Below are 17999 nucleotides of genomic sequence, written 5' to 3'. Positions count from 1 at the left end.
CAATAGGTTACATAAAAAAAGCTGCAAAATTTATTTTGCAGCTTTTTGGAGTAATTAAATTGATTGATTTTAATTATTAGAAACAATAACTGTTTTCGCTAATAATTTTAGCAGCAATTGTTTTACGTAATGCTATTGGGTTTGGGTTGTTTGCATATTTTGTAAAACGTTTTAATCCCATTAACATCATTCGTTGTTCATCGCCTTCAGCGAATGATACAATAGCTTCCTTACCTTTTTTACTTGTTAATTCAACAGCATTGAATAAATTAAGTTTAGCCATAGCAATTTCAGCTTCACAAGCTTCTTCCGAAGTCATTTTAACTAACTTTTCGGTTTTTAAAATAACAGATTCGGCCATATAAATTTCCATCATAATTTCAGCAGCAGCTAAAATTAATTGTTGTTGTTTTTCAAGTTCCATTCCAAATGTTTCAACGGCTTTACCCGAAACCATTAAGAATGTTTTTTTTAACTTAGAAATCATTTCTTTTTCTTCTGAAAAAAGTATTGAATAATCAGGTATTGCAAATGATGGAATACTCATTAAACTTTTTCCAACTTCCATAGCCGGAGTTAACAAATCAATTTCACCTTTCATTGCTTTTTTAAGCAACATTCCAACGGAAAGTAATCGGTTTATTTCATTTGTTCCTTCGTAAATCCTACTAATACGAGCATCTCTCCAAGCAGATTCCATTGGAGTATCCTTAGAGAATCCCATACCACCAAAAATTTGAATACCCTCATCAGTAACATACTGAGCAGCTTCTGATGCGTACACTTTTAACATGGCACATTCAATAGCAAATTCTTCAACACCTTTAAGTTCAGCTTCCTGATGTGATTTTCCTTCAGCTAAAAGTTCATCAATTCTGTTTTGTATATCTTTTGAAGCTCTATATGTTGCAGCATCAGATACATACGTTTTTGTAGCCATTTCGGCTAATTTATATTTTATGGCTCCAAATTGTGCAATTGGTGTTTTAAATTGAACGCGTTCATTGGCATATTTAGTAGCTTCTGTAGTTACACGTCTGCTGGCATCTAAACATGCTGCTGCAAGTTTTATTCTACCAACATTTAATGAGTTTAATGCAATTTTAAAACCATGTCCTCTTTCTGAAAGCATATTTTCAACAGGAATTTTAGTTTCGTTAAAGAAAACCTGACGAGTAGATGAAGAATGTATTCCCAGTTTGTTTTCTTCTTCACCTAAAGTAATACCATTAGGATTGTTTTTATCGTATTCTAAAATGAAAGCTGTGATATTTTTATCGTCTTCAATACGAGCAAAAACAATCATTAAACTACAAAAACCTGCATTACTGATCCACATTTTTTGACCTGTGACAGAGTAGTAAGTACCATCATCAGAAAGTACTGCCTTTGTTTTACCGGAATTGGCATCAGAACCGGCTCCCGGTTCAGTTAAACAATACGATCCAAACCATTCACCTGTAACTAATTTTGGAATGTATTTTTGTTTTTGTTCTTCAGTTCCATATAATAAAATTGGCATAGTTCCAATACCTGTATGTGCACCATAAGCTGTTGCTAATGAACCTGTTGCCCCTGAAATATAGTCGCAAACCAACATAGTTGATACAAAGCCCATACCCATTCCGCCATATTCTTCCGGTACTGAGATTCCTAATAAGCCTAAATCACCAATTTGTTTCATTAACGATTCGGTAAATGCGTAGTCTTTTTTCTCAAAGCGCTCTTTGTTTGGCCAAACTTCGCGGTCGATAAATTCTTGTACCGCTTGTTTCATCATCGTTTGTTCTTCTGTAAATTCTTTTGTAATAAATATATCTTCAGAGTTTGTTTCCTTTACTAAGAATTCTCCACCTTTTATATTACTTTTCATTTTTTAGTCCCCTTTTATCCCCGAAGGGGAAATTTCTACAAGAGGGAAGTAGTTTTTATTGTTATACTTTATTATATTATTTCATATTCCAAAAAGTTTTCCCTTAGGGAAGGTTTGGATGGGTTTTTATTTTAAAAGTTCATAAACACCTGCAGCACCTTGACCTGTTCCAACGCACATTGTTACTATACCGTATTTGTTTTTTCTTCTGCGCATTTCATTGAATAATTGTACAGAAAGCTTAGCACCTGTACAACCAAGTGGGTGACCTAAAGCGATAGCGCCTCCATTTACATTTACAATATCTTGGTTGATATCGAGTTCACGTAGTACAGCTAATGATTGAGAAGCAAAAGCTTCATTCAATTCAATTAAATCAATATTATTCAGAGTTAAATTAGCTTGTTTTAATGCTTTTGGAATAGCTTTTACAGGGCCAATTCCCATAATACGTGGTTCTACACCAACAGCAGCAAAAGAAACCATACGAGCAATAGGTTCAATATTTAGTTCTTTTACCATATCTTCACTCATAACCAATAAAAATGCTGCGCCATCACTCATTTGAGATGAATTTCCTGCAGTAACACTTCCGCCTTGGGCAAAAACAGGGCGTAATTTTGCTAAAGCTTCTATTGATGTTCCTTTTCTTGGACCTTCATCAGAAGAAACTGTATAGTTTTTGGTTTGTTTTTTCCCATTTTCATCAACAAAAATTTGCTCAACATTGATAGGAACAATGTCATCATTGAATTTTCCTTCAGTTTGAGCTTTTAAAGCTTTCATATGTGAATTGTAGGCAAACATATCTTGATCTTCACGCGATACGTTGAATTGTTGCGCAACCGCTTCGGCAGTTAAACCCATTCCCCAATAATAATCTTCGTTTCCTTCTTTAGTAGATTTGTAATTTGGTACCGGACGGTAACCACCCATTGGAATGTAGCTCATGCTTTCTACACCACCTGCAATAATGCAATCTGCCATTCCTGATTGAATTTTTGCAACGGCAATGCTCACAGTTTCTAAGCCTGATGCACAATAACGATTTACTGTCATACCGGGTACATCTTCAATTTTTAACCCCATTAGCGAGATTAAACGTCCCATATTTAAGCCTTGCTCAGCTTCTGGCATTGCGTTACCAACAATTACATCGTCTATTCTGTGTTTGTCTAATTGTGGAACATCTTTTAATAAATGCTCTATAGTTTCAGCAGCTAACTCATCAGGTCTTTTAAACCTGAAAACACCTCTTGGAGCTTTACCAACTGCGGTTCTATATCCTTGTACTATATATGCTGTTTTCATGTATTCTAGTTTTTAGTTGTTGGTTTTTAGTTGTTAGTTAAAAAAACTTTAGACTTTTTAACTTGCAACTTTTAAACTCTAATTACGTAATGGTTTCCCTGTTTTTAACATGTGTTCAATGCGCTCTAGTGTTTTACGTTCAGTACATAAACTCATAAATGCTTCTCGTTCTAAATCTAATAGGTATTGTTCTGAAACATAAGTTGGTTCAGATAAATCTCCACCTGCCATCACATAGCCTAACTTGTTAGCTATTTTTTTATCGTGTTCAGATGCATAATGACCTTTTTCCAAACTGTCAGTTCCAACCAAGAACATACCTAAAGCTTGTTGTCCGTAAACCAATGCTTTTTTAGGAGTAGGTTGTGTATAACCATCTTCCAATAATTGAATTGCATGGCGTTTTGCTGTTGCAATTTGGCGGTCTTTATTAACAACAACAATGTCTTTATGTTCTTTGAAAAAACCTAAATCGTAAGCTTCGTGCGCTGATGTAGCTACTTTTGCCATGGCAACATTGATAAAGTAGTCACGAAGTTTATTTAATTTTACATCATCCTTTAAAACACCTTCTGATGCTCTTAACGCCATTTCTTTAGTTCCTGCACCTCCGGGAATAACTCCAACACCAAATTCAACCAAACCAATATATGTTTCGGCAGCAGCAATTACTTTATCGGCATGCATACTCATTTCGCAAGCACCTCCAAAAGTATATCCGTGTGGTGCAATTATTGTTGGGCAGGATGAGTAGCGTAAGCGCATTACTGTATCTTGAAAATATTTTACTGAGAAATTTAACTCATCGTATTCTTGTTCTACAGCCATCATAAAAATCATACCCAAATTTGCACCAACTGAAAAATTAGCTGCCTGATTTCCTAAAATCACAGCATTATATTCGGTTTCAGCTAAATCGATACCTTTATTAATAGCTTGTAAAACTTCACCTCCTAAACTATTCATTTTAGATTGAAATTCTACATTTAACACGCCATTACCTAAATGTTGAATTGAAGCACCTGAATTTGACCAAATTGTTTTAGCTTCTCTAACATTATCAAGAATAATAAAACTGTCTTGTCCAGGAATTTTTTCTTGTTTTTTAGAAGGAATAGCGTAGTAATATTTAGCTCCGTCTTTAACTGAATAAAAACTTTTGGTACCACTTTCTACCATTTCAGTAACCCAAGAAGCTACAGGTATATTTTCAGCTTGCATTAATTCAATACCTTTTTCAACACCAATGGCATCCCAAATTTCGAAAGGACCGTTTTCCCATCCGAAACCTGCTTTCATTGCATCGTCAATTCGGTATAATTCATCAGAAATTTCTGGAATTCGATTTTGAACATAACCAAACATTCCGGCAAAGCTTTTTCTGTAAAATTCACCTGCTTTGTCTTTTCCTTTTACCAATACTTTAAATCTGTCAATAACTTTATCAATTGTTTTGGTAAGTTCGAGTGTAGCAAATTTTGCTTTTTTACTTTCGGTATATTCAAGTGTATCTAAATCTAATGACAGAATAGAAGATTTACCGTTATCAACTACTTTTTTATAGAATCCTTGTTTGGTTTTACTTCCTAACCATTTGTTTTCCATCATTTTATTGATGAAATCGGGTAATTTAAATAATTCGTGAGCTTCGTCTTCGGGGCAGTTTTTATATATTCCGTTTGCAACGTGTACCAAGGTATCTAAGCCAACAACATCAACTGTTCTGAATGTGGCAGATTTTGGACGACCAATTACAGGTCCTGTTAATTTATCAACTTCTTCAATTGTTAAGTCTAAATCCTTAACTAAGTGGAATAAACTCATTATTCCAAAAATACCTATTCTGTTACCAATAAATGCAGGTGTATCTTTAGCTAAAACTGAAGTTTTTCCTAAAAATTTTTCACCATACATCATTAAAAAGTCTGTAACTTCTTGTTTACAATTTGGACCCGGTACAACTTCAAATAATTTTAAGTAACGAGGAGGGTTAAAAAAGTGAGTTACTGCAAAATGTTGCTGAAAATCTTCACTTCGGCCTTCATTCATAAATTTAATTGGAATACCTGAGGTATTAGATGTAATTAACGTTCCCGGTTTACGGTATTTTTCAATTTTTTCAAAAACTTGTTGTTTAATATCTAATCGTTCAACAACAACTTCCATTATCCAATCTACATCTTTAATTTTATGTAAATCGTCATCTAAATTTCCTGTAGAAATTCGTTCTGCAAATTTTTGATTGTAAATAGGAGAAGGTTTTGATTTTAGCGAAGCAGTTAAACTGTCATTCACCAATCGGTTTCGTACAATCTTATCATTTAGAGTAAGGCCTTTTGCTTTTTCAACATCATTTAATTCACGAGGAACAATGTCGAGCAGCAAAACTTCTACACCAATATTTGCAAAATGACAGGCAATACCTGATCCCATTATACCGGAACCAATTACAGCTACTTTTTTTATTGGTCTTTTCATTATTTATTAATTTTAATTAGGTAGTTTTTAAAATATTTTTTTGTCGTTTATTAATTTAGTAATTGTTTGAGTAACTTCAAAAAAGTGTTTAATTTTCTCTTCTGATATATGTTTTTTTACTGTTTCATTAAAAGTTATTACATGTTGTTTAGAAATCTTTCTGGTTTCTTTACCAAAATCAGTTAATTTAATTAAAACACCTCTGCCATCTTTAGGGTTTTTTTCTCTATAAATTGCACCTTTATCTTCCATGTTTTTTAATATTCGTGAAAGACTTGTGGGCTCCATACCCATTTTTGGGCCTAAAGCTGTAGAAGGAGTGCCGTTTTCTTTATCAATATTCAGCAATACAAAAGCTATAGCCATTGTACTGTCAAATTCAAGAGCTTTTTCATTGTACATTTTTGCAACGGCTTGCCAAGTTGCTCTTAGTACATGATCTATTGTTTGTTCTTTCTGCATTTCTCAAATATATAAAAAAAATACTATGCGCGCATAATAAATAAGAAAAAAATAGTTTGATGCTGTTTTTTTTGCTTTTTATAAAAAAAATGGATAAGTTTAGTACACTAATCATAAACTCAATTACGATGGAAACAAAAGAACTTATTGGTAAAATTATTATACAAGAAAATATTGATACTATACACGAAAATAAAATACCTAAAACTTTTGTTATAAATGTTCCGGATCCATATAAATCGTATTACAGTAGGTTTACAGATATTAATAAACCAACGTCAATAATTTTTGTTACTAAAACGCCAAATTCATTCGAAAATATTTTGCGTGTAACCAAAAAGATAAATGAAACGTATAATTTAGAATTAAGTGGAGCAAAATGTGAAGTTGCAATAGGTTCGCGTAAATTGAATGGAATTAGGGTAAAAGGAATTAATCGTTATCCGGAAATTGAGAAAATTCAGCAGTATTATAAAGACGAAGGTTTTGATTTTGCTAAAAGTGAGAAATTTAAAGATACCGACTCATTAATTCGTATTAATCGTTTTTTTAATGTTGAAGAAATTGATATGGGTATTTACCATTCTTTAGATGAAAGTAATGTACATTATGTTGAAATACCAAGGTATATTAGTTGGGAAGAGTTTAGAAATATGACATTTGAAATAAAAAACAATATTACAGACAGTAATTACGATATAGCTAAAGGAATATTTTATGTAAATGGAGGTATTACAGAGATGTTGCGTATTGTAAAACCTAAAATTTCAATTGATTTATTAAAAACCATACAAAAAAAATATATAGAAAAACTTCTTTAATTTTATTAAAAGTTTAACCGAATTTTAATAAAATAAATTTACTTTCGTTTTTTAATCAAAAAAAATCGAATGGATAATATATTAACGATTGAAAATGTTAGTAAAACCTACGGTAATTTTACAGCATTAAACAACGTTTCAATAAATGTACCAAAAGGCAGTGTTTTTGGTCTGCTAGGACCAAATGGTGCAGGTAAAACTTCATTAATAAGAATTATAAATCAAATTACATTACCCGATAGTGGTTCAGTTTATTTAGATGGTGAAATATTACAACCTCATCATATTCAATATATTGGATATTTGCCCGAAGAACGCGGTTTATATAAAAGTATGAAAGTTGGAGATCAAGCAATGTATTTGGCACAGCTTAAGGGAATGTCTAAAACAGATGCTAAAAAGAAACTGCAATATTGGTTTGAAAAGTTTGAAATAACCGATTGGTGGAATAAAAAAATTCAAGAATTATCTAAAGGAATGGCGCAAAAAGTACAATTTATTGTTACTGTTCTGCACAATCCTAAATTGTTGATTTTTGATGAACCTTTTAGTGGTTTTGACCCTATAAATGCCAATTTGATTAAAGACGAAATATTACAACTGCGTGATGATGGAGCAAGCATTATTTTTTCAACTCATAGAATGGAATCTGTTGAAGAATTATGCGATTATATTGCTTTGATCAATAAATCAAACAAAATACTCGATGGTAAGTTAGTTGATATTAAACAAGCTTTTAAAACCAATCAGTTCGAAGTAGGTTTGTTATGCAATAATAAAAAAGAATTATTTAATGAAATTAAGTCTAATTATTTTGTTGAAACTTCAGAATCTATTAGTTTTAATACAGATTTAAAATTAGTGATTAGTTTAAAAAATGGTGAAACATCAACAGATTTGATAAAGTTTTTAAATAATAAAGCTCAAATAAACCATTTTAACGAAATAATTCCAAGTGCCAACGATATATTTTTAAAAGCAGTAGCTAATAATGGATAAGTTAAAATTAATAACTAAAAGAGAGTTTTTAGCAAAAGTTAAAAACAAGTCGTTTATTGTGATGACAATTTTAAGTCCGCTTTTAATGGTTGGCCTTATTTTATTGATCATTTTTTTAAATGAAAAAAATAGTGAAGAGGTTAAAACAATAGCATATGTTGATGAATCTAACTTAGTATCATCAGTTTTTACGGATACAAATTCAACTAAGTATGTAAATTTAACCGATTTGGGTATAGAAGAAGCCAAAAACAAAACAAAAGAATTTTATTATGGTTTAGTTTATATTCCGAAAAATGACAGTTTACAAAATCTTTCTAAAGGAATTTCATTTTATTCTACGGATGCTCCCAGTTTAGGAGTAATAGAAAGCATTGAAAATAAATTAGAAAACAAAATAAGAAATTTAAAAATAGAACAACTTCATTTTGATATAGAGAAAATTAAAGCAGCCGATACTGATGTTGAAATTATTGCCGAAAATTTTTTAGGAGAAAAGTCTTCAAAAATAGGAAGTATTCTCCGAATGATGGCTGGAGCAGGATTCGGATACTTAATTTTTATGTTCATTATAATTTATGGTACTTCAGTAATGCGTAGTGTAATTGAAGAAAAAACAAGTAGAATTATTGAAGTAATTGTATCATCAGTAAAACCATTTCAATTAATGCTTGGTAAAATTTTCGGAAATGCTTTGGCAGGAATTTTACAATTTGTTATTTGGATGGTTACTGCCGGATTATTGTTGTTTTTAATTACATACGTGCTTGGAATTGAAGCTGCAAGTTCAAGTTCTGGAATTGCTCAAATGAATTCTGAGATGGTACAGCAAGTTCAACAAACCTCAAGTACCGATTTACAAATTGCTTTAGGTGAAATAAAAAATTTACCAATATTAACTATATTCTTTTCGTTTATTTTTTATTTTTTAGGAGGTTATTTAATTTACAGTTCAATATATGCAGCAATTGGAGCAGCAGTTGATAGTGAAACCGATACACAGCAGTTTATGATGCCCGTTTTAGCTCCTTTAATGATAGCAATTTATGTTGGGTTTTCTATAATTGAAAATCCGCACGGACCAATAGCTTTAGGTTTTTCATTATTTCCATTAACTTCACCAATAGTTATGTTAATGCGTATTCCGTTTGGTGTGCCTTGGTGGCAAATAGCAATATCTATGTTATTGTTAATTCTTACTTTTATAGGTATAGTATGGTTTGCGGCTAAAATCTACAGAGTTGGAATTTTAATGTACGGTAAAAAACCGAGTTATAAAGAATTGTATAAGTGGTTAAAATATTAGATGTTAAAAAAAATTCTCGACATATTAAATCATTCCTATCCAATAACTGATAGTGTAAGCATTACTATTAAAATGGTTTTGATTTTAATAGTAATATTTATTGCAACAAGTTTTTTCTTGAAGTTATTCAGAAAAATTGTTAACAGAAGGTTAGAAGCTGAAGATAAAGATAAATTCAGGTCCATATTTTCTTTTTTAAAGTATTTTGTTTACACAATTGTAATTATAATTGCTCTTGAGTCGTTAGGTGTACAAGTAAGTGTTTTATTAGCCGGTTCTGCAGCTTTATTAGTAGGTTTGGGTTTAGGGCTTCAAACTTTATTTCAAGATATAGTATCAGGTATCTTTATAATTCTTGATAAAACGTTACACGTAAATGATATAATTGAAATTGATGATAAAGTTGGTAGAGTTTTTGAAATTAAATTAAGAACAACCAGAGCTGTAACTGTTAACGACAAAGTAATTATTATACCTAATCATAAATTTTTAACAAACAGCTTATATAATTGGACACAAAACGGAACAGAAACCACTGAAATTGTTGAAGTTGGTGTTGCTTACGGATCTGATGTTGAAAAAGTTAAAAAATTGCTTATTGAAGCTGCAGAGGAACATCCTAAAATATTAAATAAAAATAAGACTGAAGTATTTTTTATGGATTTTGGTGATAGTGCTTTGCATTTTAGATTAAGATTTATAATTGATGATAGTTTCTCTCAACTTAGAATTAAAAGTGATTTACGTTTTGCAATCGATAAAAAATTCAGAGAGCATAATATACAAATACCATTTCCGCAAAGAGATGTACATATAATACAAAATAAAGAGTAAAAATGCCAAAAATATTAATTATTGAACATGAAGCTGCAATTCGCAGAGTATTAAAAAAAAATATTTCAGAAGAAAATGATTCCTATCAAGTAGAAGAAGCTGAAGATGGTTTGGTTGGTATTGATATGATAACAAAAAATGATTTTGATTTGGTTTTGTGCGATATTAAAATGCCTAAAATGGATGGTGTTGAGGTATTGGAAAAAGTTAAAAATTTAAAACCTGAAATACCAATTGTAATGATTTCCGGTCATGGTGATTTAGATACTGCGGTTAATACAATGCGTTTAGGCGCTTTTGATTATATTTCTAAACCACCCGATTTAAATAGGTTATTAAATACAGTTAGAAATGCATTGGATAAAAAAGAATTGGTTATAGAGAATAAACTGTTAAAGAAAAAAGTTAGCAAAAAATATGAGATGATTGGCAATAGTGAGGCCATAACTCATATTAAAAGTATGATTGAAAAAGTAGCACCAACCGATGCCAGAGTACTAATTACAGGACCAAATGGAACAGGTAAAGAATTGGTAGCACATTGGTTACACGAAAAAAGCGAAAGAACAAAAGCTTCAATGGTTGAAGTAAATTGTGCTGCAATTCCTTCAGAATTAATAGAAAGTGAATTGTTTGGACACGTTAAAGGTTCTTTTACCGGAGCAAATAAAGATAGAGCAGGTAAGTTTGAAACAGCTAATGGAGGTACTATTTTTTTAGATGAAATTGGAGATATGAGTCTTTCTGCTCAGGCAAAAGTGTTAAGAGCCTTGCAAGAAAATAAAATTTCGCGTGTTGGTAGCGATAAAGATATAAGAGTAGATGTTAGAGTTATTGCTGCAACCAATAAAGATCTAATCAAAGAAATTTCAGAAGGAAAATTTAGAGAAGATTTATACCATAGGCTTGCAGTAATTTTAATCAATGTTCCTTCTTTAAACGAAAGAAGAGATGATATACCTCTTTTAATTAAGTTTTTTGCAGAACAAATTGCAAGCGAACATGGTACAGCAGCAAAAACTTTTTCAAAAAACGCCATAAAGTTACTACAAGAATACGATTGGACCGGAAATATCAGGGAACTTAGAAATATTGTTGAACGTTTAATTATTTTAGGAGAAAAAGAAGTATCTGAAAATGATGTAAAATTGTTTGCAAGCAAATAAATTATATTTAATTTTCTAAATAAAATAACCTTTGTTTAACTTAATTAATAAAGGTTTTTTCTTTTTTTATGTACTAAATTAACTGATAATTATACTATTATATTAATTATAATTAAAACTTATAATAACATAAAAAAATAGCATAGATTTAATGGATTGCCGTTCTTTGTCTTAATTATATTTGTCCTATTAAAAAAGAATATTAACACTTTAAAATTTAAAAAATATGTCAACAGCAGTAGGTAAAAAATTTCCAGATTTAAACGTAGATGCAATGAATGAAATGGGAGATACATTTAAATTAAATGTATTGGAAGAAGCAGTAAATCATAAAAAGAAAGTATTGTTATTTTGGTATCCAAAAGATTTTACTTTTGTATGCCCAACAGAACTTCATGCGTTTCAGGCTGCTATAGCTGAATTTGAAAAAAGAAACACTATTGTTATTGGAGCATCTTGTGACACTCCTGAAGTACATTTTGCATGGTTAAACACTTCAAAAGATAATGGAGGTATTGAAGGTGTTACTTACCCAATTTTGGCAGATAGCAACCGTAATTTATCTAGCATATTAGGAATTTTAGATATTACTAACGAAACTTACGATGAAGCTACAGGTACTGTTCAAGTTGAAGGAGATAATGTTACTTACCGTGCAACTTACTTAATTGATGAAGATGGTGTTGTTTTTCATGAAAGTATCAATCACATGCCTTTAGGTAGAAATGTAAATGAGTATTTACGTTTAATTGATGCTTATACTCACGTACAAGAAAAAGGTGAAGTTTGTCCTGCTAACTGGGAAGAAGGAAAAGATGCCATGAAAGCAAACAGAACCGGAACTGCAGAATATTTAGCTTCTCACTAAAAAAGAAAGAATATGTTTCAAGAATTAACAGAAGATAATTTAGAACAAATTGTTGCTAACAATAAAACTGTAGTTGTGCAATATGCAGCTACTTGGTGTGGTAATTGTAGAATTATGAAGCCTAAATTTAAAAAACTGGCTTCAGAAAATGAAGATGCTGTTTTTGTAATTGCTGATGCTGAAAAATTTCCAAATACAAGAAAATTAGCAACGGTAGATAATTTGCCAACATTTGCTACTTTTAAAGGAGGAACTTTTGTAAATCAAGTGCAAACAAATAAATTTGATGTTTTAAAAGATTTAGTAGATGAAGTTACCAATAATTAAACACTTAACTAATTTTATCGAAGAAAACGATCAGGATTATGTTATTGAAACTATAGAAACTTTAGAAGCATTAACTGAGGTTCCTTCATTAAAAGATGAAGAGTTAGATGTAATTGGTGAAATAATTTCTAATCTTTATGGTGCTTTAGAAGTTGATAAAATGGTGAAAGAAGGAATGCCGCAAAAAGAAGCACTCAATACTTTTATGAAAAGAGTTTTGGGTTCTATAGATAAATAAATTACTACTACACTAAAATATACTACTAATTAAATTAAAAAATCCTGAGTTTAAACTCGGGATTTTTTTATAATAAAGAATATATTAATTGAACCTAATTTTTTATATATTTAATCGTAAAAACTAGTTAAAATGAAAAAATATAAAGTTGTTAATTCAATAAACTTAAAAGAAGTAAATACAAAAGAAGTAATTAAAAAAGCCGAAAAAAAATTAGATAAAATCAGAAATAAAATTGGAAAGCTTCAAGATACTATGTATGCTGAAGGAAAATATGCAGCCTTAATTTGTTTGCAAGGCATGGATACCTCCGGTAAGGATAGTCTTGTTAGAGAAGTTTTTAAAGAAGTAAATGTGCGTGGTGTTGTTGTTCACAGTTTTAAAGTACCTACTGAAAATGAAAAGAAGCATAATTATTTATGGCGTCATTACATTGCATTACCAATGAAGGGGAAAATAGGAATATTTAACAGAACACATTACGAAAATGTTTTGGTAACTCGTGTACATCCTGAATATGTTTTTGGAGAAAATATTCCTTCAGTTAAAAGTTTGGATGACTTAAATGATGACTTTTATAATAAAAGGATGGAAGAAATCAACAATTTTGAAAAACAAATTGCAGATAATGGAACAATTATTTTAAAATTCTTTTTAAATCTATCTAAAAAAGAACAAAAAGACAGACTTTTACGTAGGTTAGAGTTAAAAGAAAAAAACTGGAAATTTTCTCCGGGAGACTTAAAAGAGCGTAAACTTTGGGATAAATATCAATTTTGTTATCAGGAATTGTTAAATAAAACATCTAAAGAACATGCGCCTTGGTTTGTAATTCCTGCTGATGATAAACCTACAGCACGTTTTTTAGTTGCCAAGATTATTTTAGAAACTTTAGAAAAATACAATTTTGAAGAGCCTGAATTACCAAAAAAATACCAACTTGAAATTGAAAATTATAAAAATCAATTAGCAACAGAATAAGTTACAGGTTCTTTAAACTATTGTTAAAAAGTCAAAAAAATAGGGTGTGCTAATTCGTAATTCGTAAATTACAATTGTATATTTACCATTTATAAATTTAACCTAACCCAATGGAATTAAAATTAAAGAAACCCATCGTTTTTTTCGACTTAGAAACAACAGGCATCAATATAGCAAAAGATAGAATTGTAGAAATTTCAATATTAAAAGTACATCCAAATGGAAATAAAGAAAGTAAAACATGGCTTGTAAATCCTGAAATTGAAATACCAAAAGAAGCTTCTGATATTCATGGAATTACAAACGAAAAAGTTGTAAATGAACCCACTTTTAAAATGTTGGCAAATCAAATTAGCGATATGATTAAAGGGTGTGATTTGGCAGGGTTTAATTCAAACAGATTTGATATTCCATTATTGGCTGAAGAAATGCTGAGAGCTGACGTAGATTTTGATATGAACAATAGAGTTTCTGTAGATGTTCAGGTTATTTTTCATAAAAAAGAAGAAAGAACTTTAAGTGCAGCTTACCAGTTTTATTGTGGTAAAGATTTAGAAAATGCACATTCGGCAGAGGCTGATACCAATGCAACGTACGAAATTTTAAAAGCTCAACTAGATAAATATGACGATTTAGAGAATGATATTAAATTTTTAAATGAATTTTCTACATTTAATAAAAGAGCAGATTTTGCAGGTTTTATAATGTTTAATGATGATGGAGAAGAAATTTTTACCTTTGGAAAATACAAAGGACATAAAGTTGAAGATGTTTTAGAAAAAGATAAAGGTTATTTCTCATGGATTCAAAATGCCGATTTTCCTTTATATACAAAAAAAGTATTAACAGCAATAAAATTAAGGAGTTTTAATAATAAACTATAATATGTTAGTAGATTATAATTTAATGCCCAACACTTCAAAAACGTGGATTTATCAATCAAATAAAGAATTGACAGATATTGAAGTTGAACAGGTTAAAACAAAAATTGAAAATTTTATCAAACAATGGAAACGCCATGGAGATGATTTAAAAGCTTCATACCAAATAAAATACAATCAGTTTATTGTATTATTTGTAGATGAAAGTTATAACAATGTTTCAGGTTGTTCAATTGATTCGTCTGTTAATTTAATTAAACAACTTGAAAAAGAATTTTCAGTTGATTTAACCAATAAATTAAATATTTCTTTTAAAGATACTACTAATATTAATATTGTAAGTTTGTCCGATTTTCAAAAATATGCTAAAGAAGAAAAAATAACTTCAAATACAATTGTATTTAATAATTTGGTTACTACAAAAGCTGATTTTGAAGAAAATTGGGAAGTAACAGCAGATAAAAGTTGGCACAAGCGTTTTTTGGTACAATAATTTCATAAGTTTTTAGAAACTGTATTAAATGAGTAAAAAATTACTATTCATAATAATTGCTTTGTTTAATGTTGCTTTATTAAAAGCGCAAATAAACGACCCTATAAAAACCAAAGACAGTATAGCTCAAAATATATGGGTTGATTCATTGATGAATAAAATGACCATTGATGAAAAAATTGGTCAGTTATTTATGGTGCAAGCTTATTCTAATAAAGACAAAAAGCATACTGATTTTATTGAAAATTTAATTGAAAAGTATCATATTGGCGGACTTATTTTTATGCAAGGAACGCCACAAAAACAAGCTCAATTAACTAATAAGTTTCAATCGGTTTCTAAAACACCTTTACTAATTGGTTTTGACGGCGAATGGGGTTTGGATATGCGTTTAAAAAACACGTATCGTTTTCCGTGGAATATGACTTTAGGAGCAATTAGAGATCATAAATTAATTGAAGAATTTGGAGAAAGAGTAGGTAAACACTGTAAAAGAATAGGGATACATATCAATTTTGCACCTGTTGTAGATATCAATACAAATCCTAAAAATCCAATAATTGGGAATAGATCTTTTGGTGAAAACAGAGAAAACGTAACTCAAAAAGCGTTGGCTTTTGTAAATGGTATGCAAAGCCAGAATGTACTGGCAAATGCAAAACATTTTCCCGGTCATGGAGACACTTCAACCGATTCACATAAACAATTACCCGTTTTAGATTTTGATATAGAAAGATTAGATTCTATAGAATTATATCCATACAAACAGTTGTTTAAAAATAACTTGGCTAGTGTAATGGTAGCTCATTTAAGTGTAAAAGCTTTAGAACCTGATTCTGAATTACCTACTTCATTATCGCCCAAAGTTATAAACGGTTTGTTAAAACAAGTGCTTAATTTTAATGGATTGATTTTAACAGATGCACTAAACATGAAAGGTGCTTCAAATTATGCAAAACCAGGTGATGTAGATTTGGCAGCATTTTTAGCAGGAAATGATATATTATTGATTCCGGAAGATGTTCCTTCTGCAATAGTAAAAATCAAAAAAGCTTTGAATGATAGTATTATAACAACTGAACGACTTGATTATTCTGTAAAAAAAATACTGAAAGCAAAATATTGGGCAGGATTAAAAAACTTCAAAATGATAGATTTAAATAATCTGCATGAAGATTTAAATTCTGTTGAAGATGAATTGTTGCATAGGAAACTGGTTGAAAATTCAATTACATTGGTTAAAAATTCTTCATTGATATTTCCAATTCAAAATTTGGATAAAAAGAAGATAGCTTATGTAAAATTGGGTGATGATGAAAACGCCTATTTTATAAATATGTTGAAAAATTATACGGATATCGATGTAATTTCTTCGAACAATTTAGATGAGTTGATTACCAAATTAAAACCCTATAATTTAGTTATTGTTGGGTATCATAAATCTAATGCCAATCCTTGGAAAGATTATAAGTTTAAAGGTGTTGAGTTAGTTTGGTTGCAAGAAATAGCAAGAACAAACAATGTTATTTTAGATATTTTCGCAAGTCCGTACAGCCTTTTACAAATTAAAACATTTGAAAACATAGAAGGCGTAGTAATGTCTTATCAAAATAGTGAACTTTCTCAAGAAATTTCAGCTCAAATGATTTTTGGAGCGTTGGAAACCAAAGGTAAATTGCCGGTATCTATTAAAAATGTATTTTCTGCAGGACATGGTTTAATGACAACCTCATTAAAAAGATTAGGCTATTCAATACCGGAAGAAGTAGGTTTAAGCAGCGAAAAACTTAAAAGAATAGATTCGGTTGCTGCTATTGTTTTAAAAGATGAAATGGCTCCGGGTTTACAAGTTTTAGTGGCTCGTAGAGGTAAAGTTGTTTATAATAAAAGTTTCGGTTTTCATACAGAAGAGAAAAAAATAACAGTAAAAAACTCCGATTTATACGATGTTGCTTCAATGACTAAAATTTTAGCAACATTGCCGTTAATAATGGAACTTGAAGAAAAAGGCGAGTTTAAATTGGAAAGCACTTTGGGCGAATTTATGCCGAAACTTAAAAATAGCAATAAAGATACACTAACAGTTAAAGAAGCACTATCTCATACTGCCAGAATAAAAGCGTGGATTCCTTTTTATATTAAAACATTAGATAGTATCACCAAAAAACCTTCAGTTGAGTATTACAGTGATATTAAGCAAGAGAATTATACCATAAAAGTTGCCGATAGTTTATATTTAAGAAACGATTATAAAGACTCTATTTTTGATCAGATTATTACGGCAGACCAACGTTTAAGAGTTGGATATAAGTATAGCGATTTGCCTTTTTATATTTTTAAAGATTATATAGAAGATTATTACCATTCCAATTTAAATGAACTCTCTCAAAGTCATTTTTATAAGTCTTTAGGAACAAACAGAACAACGTATTTACCATTGGAAAAATTTAGCAAAAATAACATTGTTCCAACCGAAAAAGATGAGTATTACCGTTATCAATTAATACATGGTTATGTGCACGATATGGGTGCAGCAATGCAAGGAGGTATTGGTGGGCATGCAGGTATTTTTACCAATGCAAATGATGTTGCTAAAATAATGCAAATGTATTTGCAAAAAGGGTATTATGGAGGTAAACGCTATTTTAAACCTGAAACAATCGATTTGTTCAATACACGATATTTTGCTGAAGATAAGGTAAGAAGAGGTGTTGGATTTGATAAGCCTCAATTAAAAGAAGAAGAAAAGGCTACTTGTGGTTGTGTTTCTGATTCAAGTTTCGGACATAGTGGTTTTACCGGAACATATACTTGGGCCGATCCGGAATCGGGAATTGTGTATGTTTTTTTATCAAATCGTGTTTACCCAAATATGGAAAATACCAAACTTGTAAAAACAGAAATTAGAACCAAAATTCAGCAATTGATACAAGATGCTATCATTTCTGAATAACTATCTGT

At 30.4% G+C, this 17999-nt stretch carries 16 protein-coding genes; 12 read left to right on the top strand and 4 right to left on the bottom strand.

Annotated features, from left to right (window positions below; translation table 11 throughout):
- Nucleotides 1–76 precede the first annotated feature (76 nt).
- The 4 genes from HGB55_RS00830 to HGB55_RS00815 form a co-directional block, all read right to left on the bottom strand.
- On the bottom strand, nt 77–1873 hold the full coding sequence (locus HGB55_RS00830) for an acyl-CoA dehydrogenase family protein (protein ID WP_168813702.1): 1797 nt from the start codon (nt 1871–1873) through the stop codon (nt 77–79).
- Between the two features lie 126 nt (nt 1874–1999).
- Nucleotides 2000–3184 carry an acetyl-CoA C-acyltransferase gene (locus HGB55_RS00825; RefSeq protein ID WP_168813700.1) on the bottom strand — a complete coding sequence of 395 codons (1185 nt, stop codon included), beginning with the start codon at nt 3182–3184 and terminating at the stop codon, nt 2000–2002.
- Between the two features lie 78 nt (nt 3185–3262).
- Entirely contained in the window at nt 3263–5662 is a 2400-nt protein-coding gene (locus HGB55_RS00820; RefSeq protein WP_168813698.1) for a 3-hydroxyacyl-CoA dehydrogenase/enoyl-CoA hydratase family protein, read from the bottom strand.
- 27 nt (nt 5663–5689) lie between these two features.
- Nucleotides 5690–6124: a MarR family winged helix-turn-helix transcriptional regulator gene (locus HGB55_RS00815; RefSeq protein ID WP_168813696.1), complete on the bottom strand. Its 435-nt coding sequence runs from the start codon at nt 6122–6124 to the stop codon at nt 5690–5692.
- An 89-nt stretch (nt 6125–6213) separates the two neighbouring features.
- Here HGB55_RS00815 and HGB55_RS00810 point away from each other — a divergent pair, with 89 nt between their 5' ends.
- From HGB55_RS00810 to HGB55_RS00755, 12 genes are all read left to right on the top strand, one after another.
- Complete coding sequence (locus tag HGB55_RS00810) at nt 6214–6945, top strand: hypothetical protein (RefSeq protein ID WP_168813694.1); 732 nt, start codon at nt 6214–6216, stop codon at nt 6943–6945.
- Nucleotides 6946–7014: 69 nt separating this feature from the next.
- A complete protein-coding gene (locus tag HGB55_RS00805; RefSeq protein WP_168813692.1) occupies nt 7015–7944 on the top strand; it encodes an ABC transporter ATP-binding protein in 930 nt (309 codons plus the stop codon).
- The gene (locus HGB55_RS00800; RefSeq protein ID WP_168813690.1) at nt 7937–9250 is read left to right on the top strand and encodes an ABC transporter permease; all 1314 of its coding nucleotides are present in this window, start codon (nt 7937–7939) and stop codon (nt 9248–9250) included. Before HGB55_RS00805 ends, HGB55_RS00800 begins: the two co-directional genes overlap by 8 nt.
- Nucleotides 9251–10084 carry a mechanosensitive ion channel family protein gene (locus HGB55_RS00795; RefSeq protein WP_168813688.1) on the top strand — a complete coding sequence of 278 codons (834 nt, stop codon included), beginning with the start codon at nt 9251–9253 and terminating at the stop codon, nt 10082–10084.
- A 2-nt stretch (nt 10085–10086) separates the two neighbouring features.
- On the top strand, nt 10087–11250 hold the full coding sequence (locus HGB55_RS00790) for a sigma-54 dependent transcriptional regulator (RefSeq protein ID WP_168813686.1): 1164 nt from the start codon (nt 10087–10089) through the stop codon (nt 11248–11250).
- Between the two features lie 226 nt (nt 11251–11476).
- Complete coding sequence (locus tag HGB55_RS00785; protein ID WP_168813684.1) at nt 11477–12118, top strand: peroxiredoxin; 642 nt, start codon at nt 11477–11479, stop codon at nt 12116–12118.
- A gap of 12 nt (nt 12119–12130) precedes the next feature.
- Nucleotides 12131–12445 (top strand): co-chaperone YbbN, encoded by a 315-nt coding sequence (locus tag HGB55_RS00780; protein ID WP_168813681.1) that lies wholly within the window; start codon nt 12131–12133, stop codon nt 12443–12445.
- Nucleotides 12426–12683: a hypothetical protein gene (locus HGB55_RS00775; RefSeq protein ID WP_168813679.1), complete on the top strand. Its 258-nt coding sequence runs from the start codon at nt 12426–12428 to the stop codon at nt 12681–12683. Before HGB55_RS00780 ends, HGB55_RS00775 begins: the two co-directional genes overlap by 20 nt.
- A 132-nt stretch (nt 12684–12815) precedes the next feature.
- A complete protein-coding gene (locus tag HGB55_RS00770; RefSeq protein WP_168813677.1) occupies nt 12816–13664 on the top strand; it encodes a PPK2 family polyphosphate kinase in 849 nt (282 codons plus the stop codon).
- 110 nt (nt 13665–13774) lie between these two features.
- Nucleotides 13775–14548 (top strand): 3'-5' exonuclease, encoded by a 774-nt coding sequence (locus tag HGB55_RS00765; protein WP_168813675.1) that lies wholly within the window; start codon nt 13775–13777, stop codon nt 14546–14548.
- A gap of 1 nt (nt 14549) precedes the next feature.
- A complete protein-coding gene (locus tag HGB55_RS00760; RefSeq protein ID WP_168813673.1) occupies nt 14550–15038 on the top strand; it encodes an ABC transporter ATPase in 489 nt (162 codons plus the stop codon).
- Between the two features lie 28 nt (nt 15039–15066).
- Nucleotides 15067–17991, top strand: a complete 2925-nt coding sequence (locus tag HGB55_RS00755) for a glycoside hydrolase family 3 N-terminal domain-containing protein (protein ID WP_168813671.1) — start codon at nt 15067–15069, stop codon at nt 17989–17991.
- Nucleotides 17992–17999 lie beyond the last annotated feature (8 nt).

Origin of the sequence: Lutibacter sp. B1 (genome assembly GCF_012524075.1) — a bacterium.
Taxonomy (GTDB): domain Bacteria; phylum Bacteroidota; class Bacteroidia; order Flavobacteriales; family Flavobacteriaceae; genus Lutibacter.
Note: the sequence above shows the minus strand (reverse complement) of the source record. Positions and strands in the feature narration are given on the sequence as shown.

Excerpts from the sequence above, each read along its gene's own strand:
- HGB55_RS00820 (WP_168813698.1), bottom strand. The coding sequence starts at position 5,662 with ATGAAAAGACCAATAAAAAAAGTAGCTGTAATTGGTTCCGGTATAATG.
- HGB55_RS00785 (WP_168813684.1), top strand. The coding sequence starts at position 11,477 with ATGTCAACAGCAGTAGGTAAAAAATTTCCAGATTTAAACGTAGATGCA.
- HGB55_RS00825 (WP_168813700.1), bottom strand. The coding sequence starts at position 3,184 with ATGAAAACAGCATATATAGTACAAGGATATAGAACCGCAGTTGGTAAA.
- HGB55_RS00765 (WP_168813675.1), top strand. The coding sequence starts at position 13,775 with ATGGAATTAAAATTAAAGAAACCCATCGTTTTTTTCGACTTAGAAACA.
- HGB55_RS00760 (WP_168813673.1), top strand. The coding sequence starts at position 14,550 with ATGTTAGTAGATTATAATTTAATGCCCAACACTTCAAAAACGTGGATT.
- HGB55_RS00770 (WP_168813677.1), top strand. The coding sequence starts at position 12,816 with ATGAAAAAATATAAAGTTGTTAATTCAATAAACTTAAAAGAAGTAAAT.
- HGB55_RS00815 (WP_168813696.1), bottom strand. The coding sequence starts at position 6,124 with ATGCAGAAAGAACAAACAATAGATCATGTACTAAGAGCAACTTGGCAA.
- HGB55_RS00795 (WP_168813688.1), top strand. The coding sequence starts at position 9,251 with ATGTTAAAAAAAATTCTCGACATATTAAATCATTCCTATCCAATAACT.
- HGB55_RS00755 (WP_168813671.1), top strand. The coding sequence starts at position 15,067 with ATGAGTAAAAAATTACTATTCATAATAATTGCTTTGTTTAATGTTGCT.
- HGB55_RS00790 (WP_168813686.1), top strand. The coding sequence starts at position 10,087 with ATGCCAAAAATATTAATTATTGAACATGAAGCTGCAATTCGCAGAGTA.
- HGB55_RS00830 (WP_168813702.1), bottom strand. The coding sequence starts at position 1,873 with ATGAAAAGTAATATAAAAGGTGGAGAATTCTTAGTAAAGGAAACAAAC.
- HGB55_RS00800 (WP_168813690.1), top strand. The coding sequence starts at position 7,937 with ATGGATAAGTTAAAATTAATAACTAAAAGAGAGTTTTTAGCAAAAGTT.
- HGB55_RS00805 (WP_168813692.1), top strand. The coding sequence starts at position 7,015 with ATGGATAATATATTAACGATTGAAAATGTTAGTAAAACCTACGGTAAT.
- HGB55_RS00810 (WP_168813694.1), top strand. The coding sequence starts at position 6,214 with ATGGATAAGTTTAGTACACTAATCATAAACTCAATTACGATGGAAACA.
- HGB55_RS00775 (WP_168813679.1), top strand. The coding sequence starts at position 12,426 with ATGAAGTTACCAATAATTAAACACTTAACTAATTTTATCGAAGAAAAC.
- HGB55_RS00780 (WP_168813681.1), top strand. The coding sequence starts at position 12,131 with ATGTTTCAAGAATTAACAGAAGATAATTTAGAACAAATTGTTGCTAAC.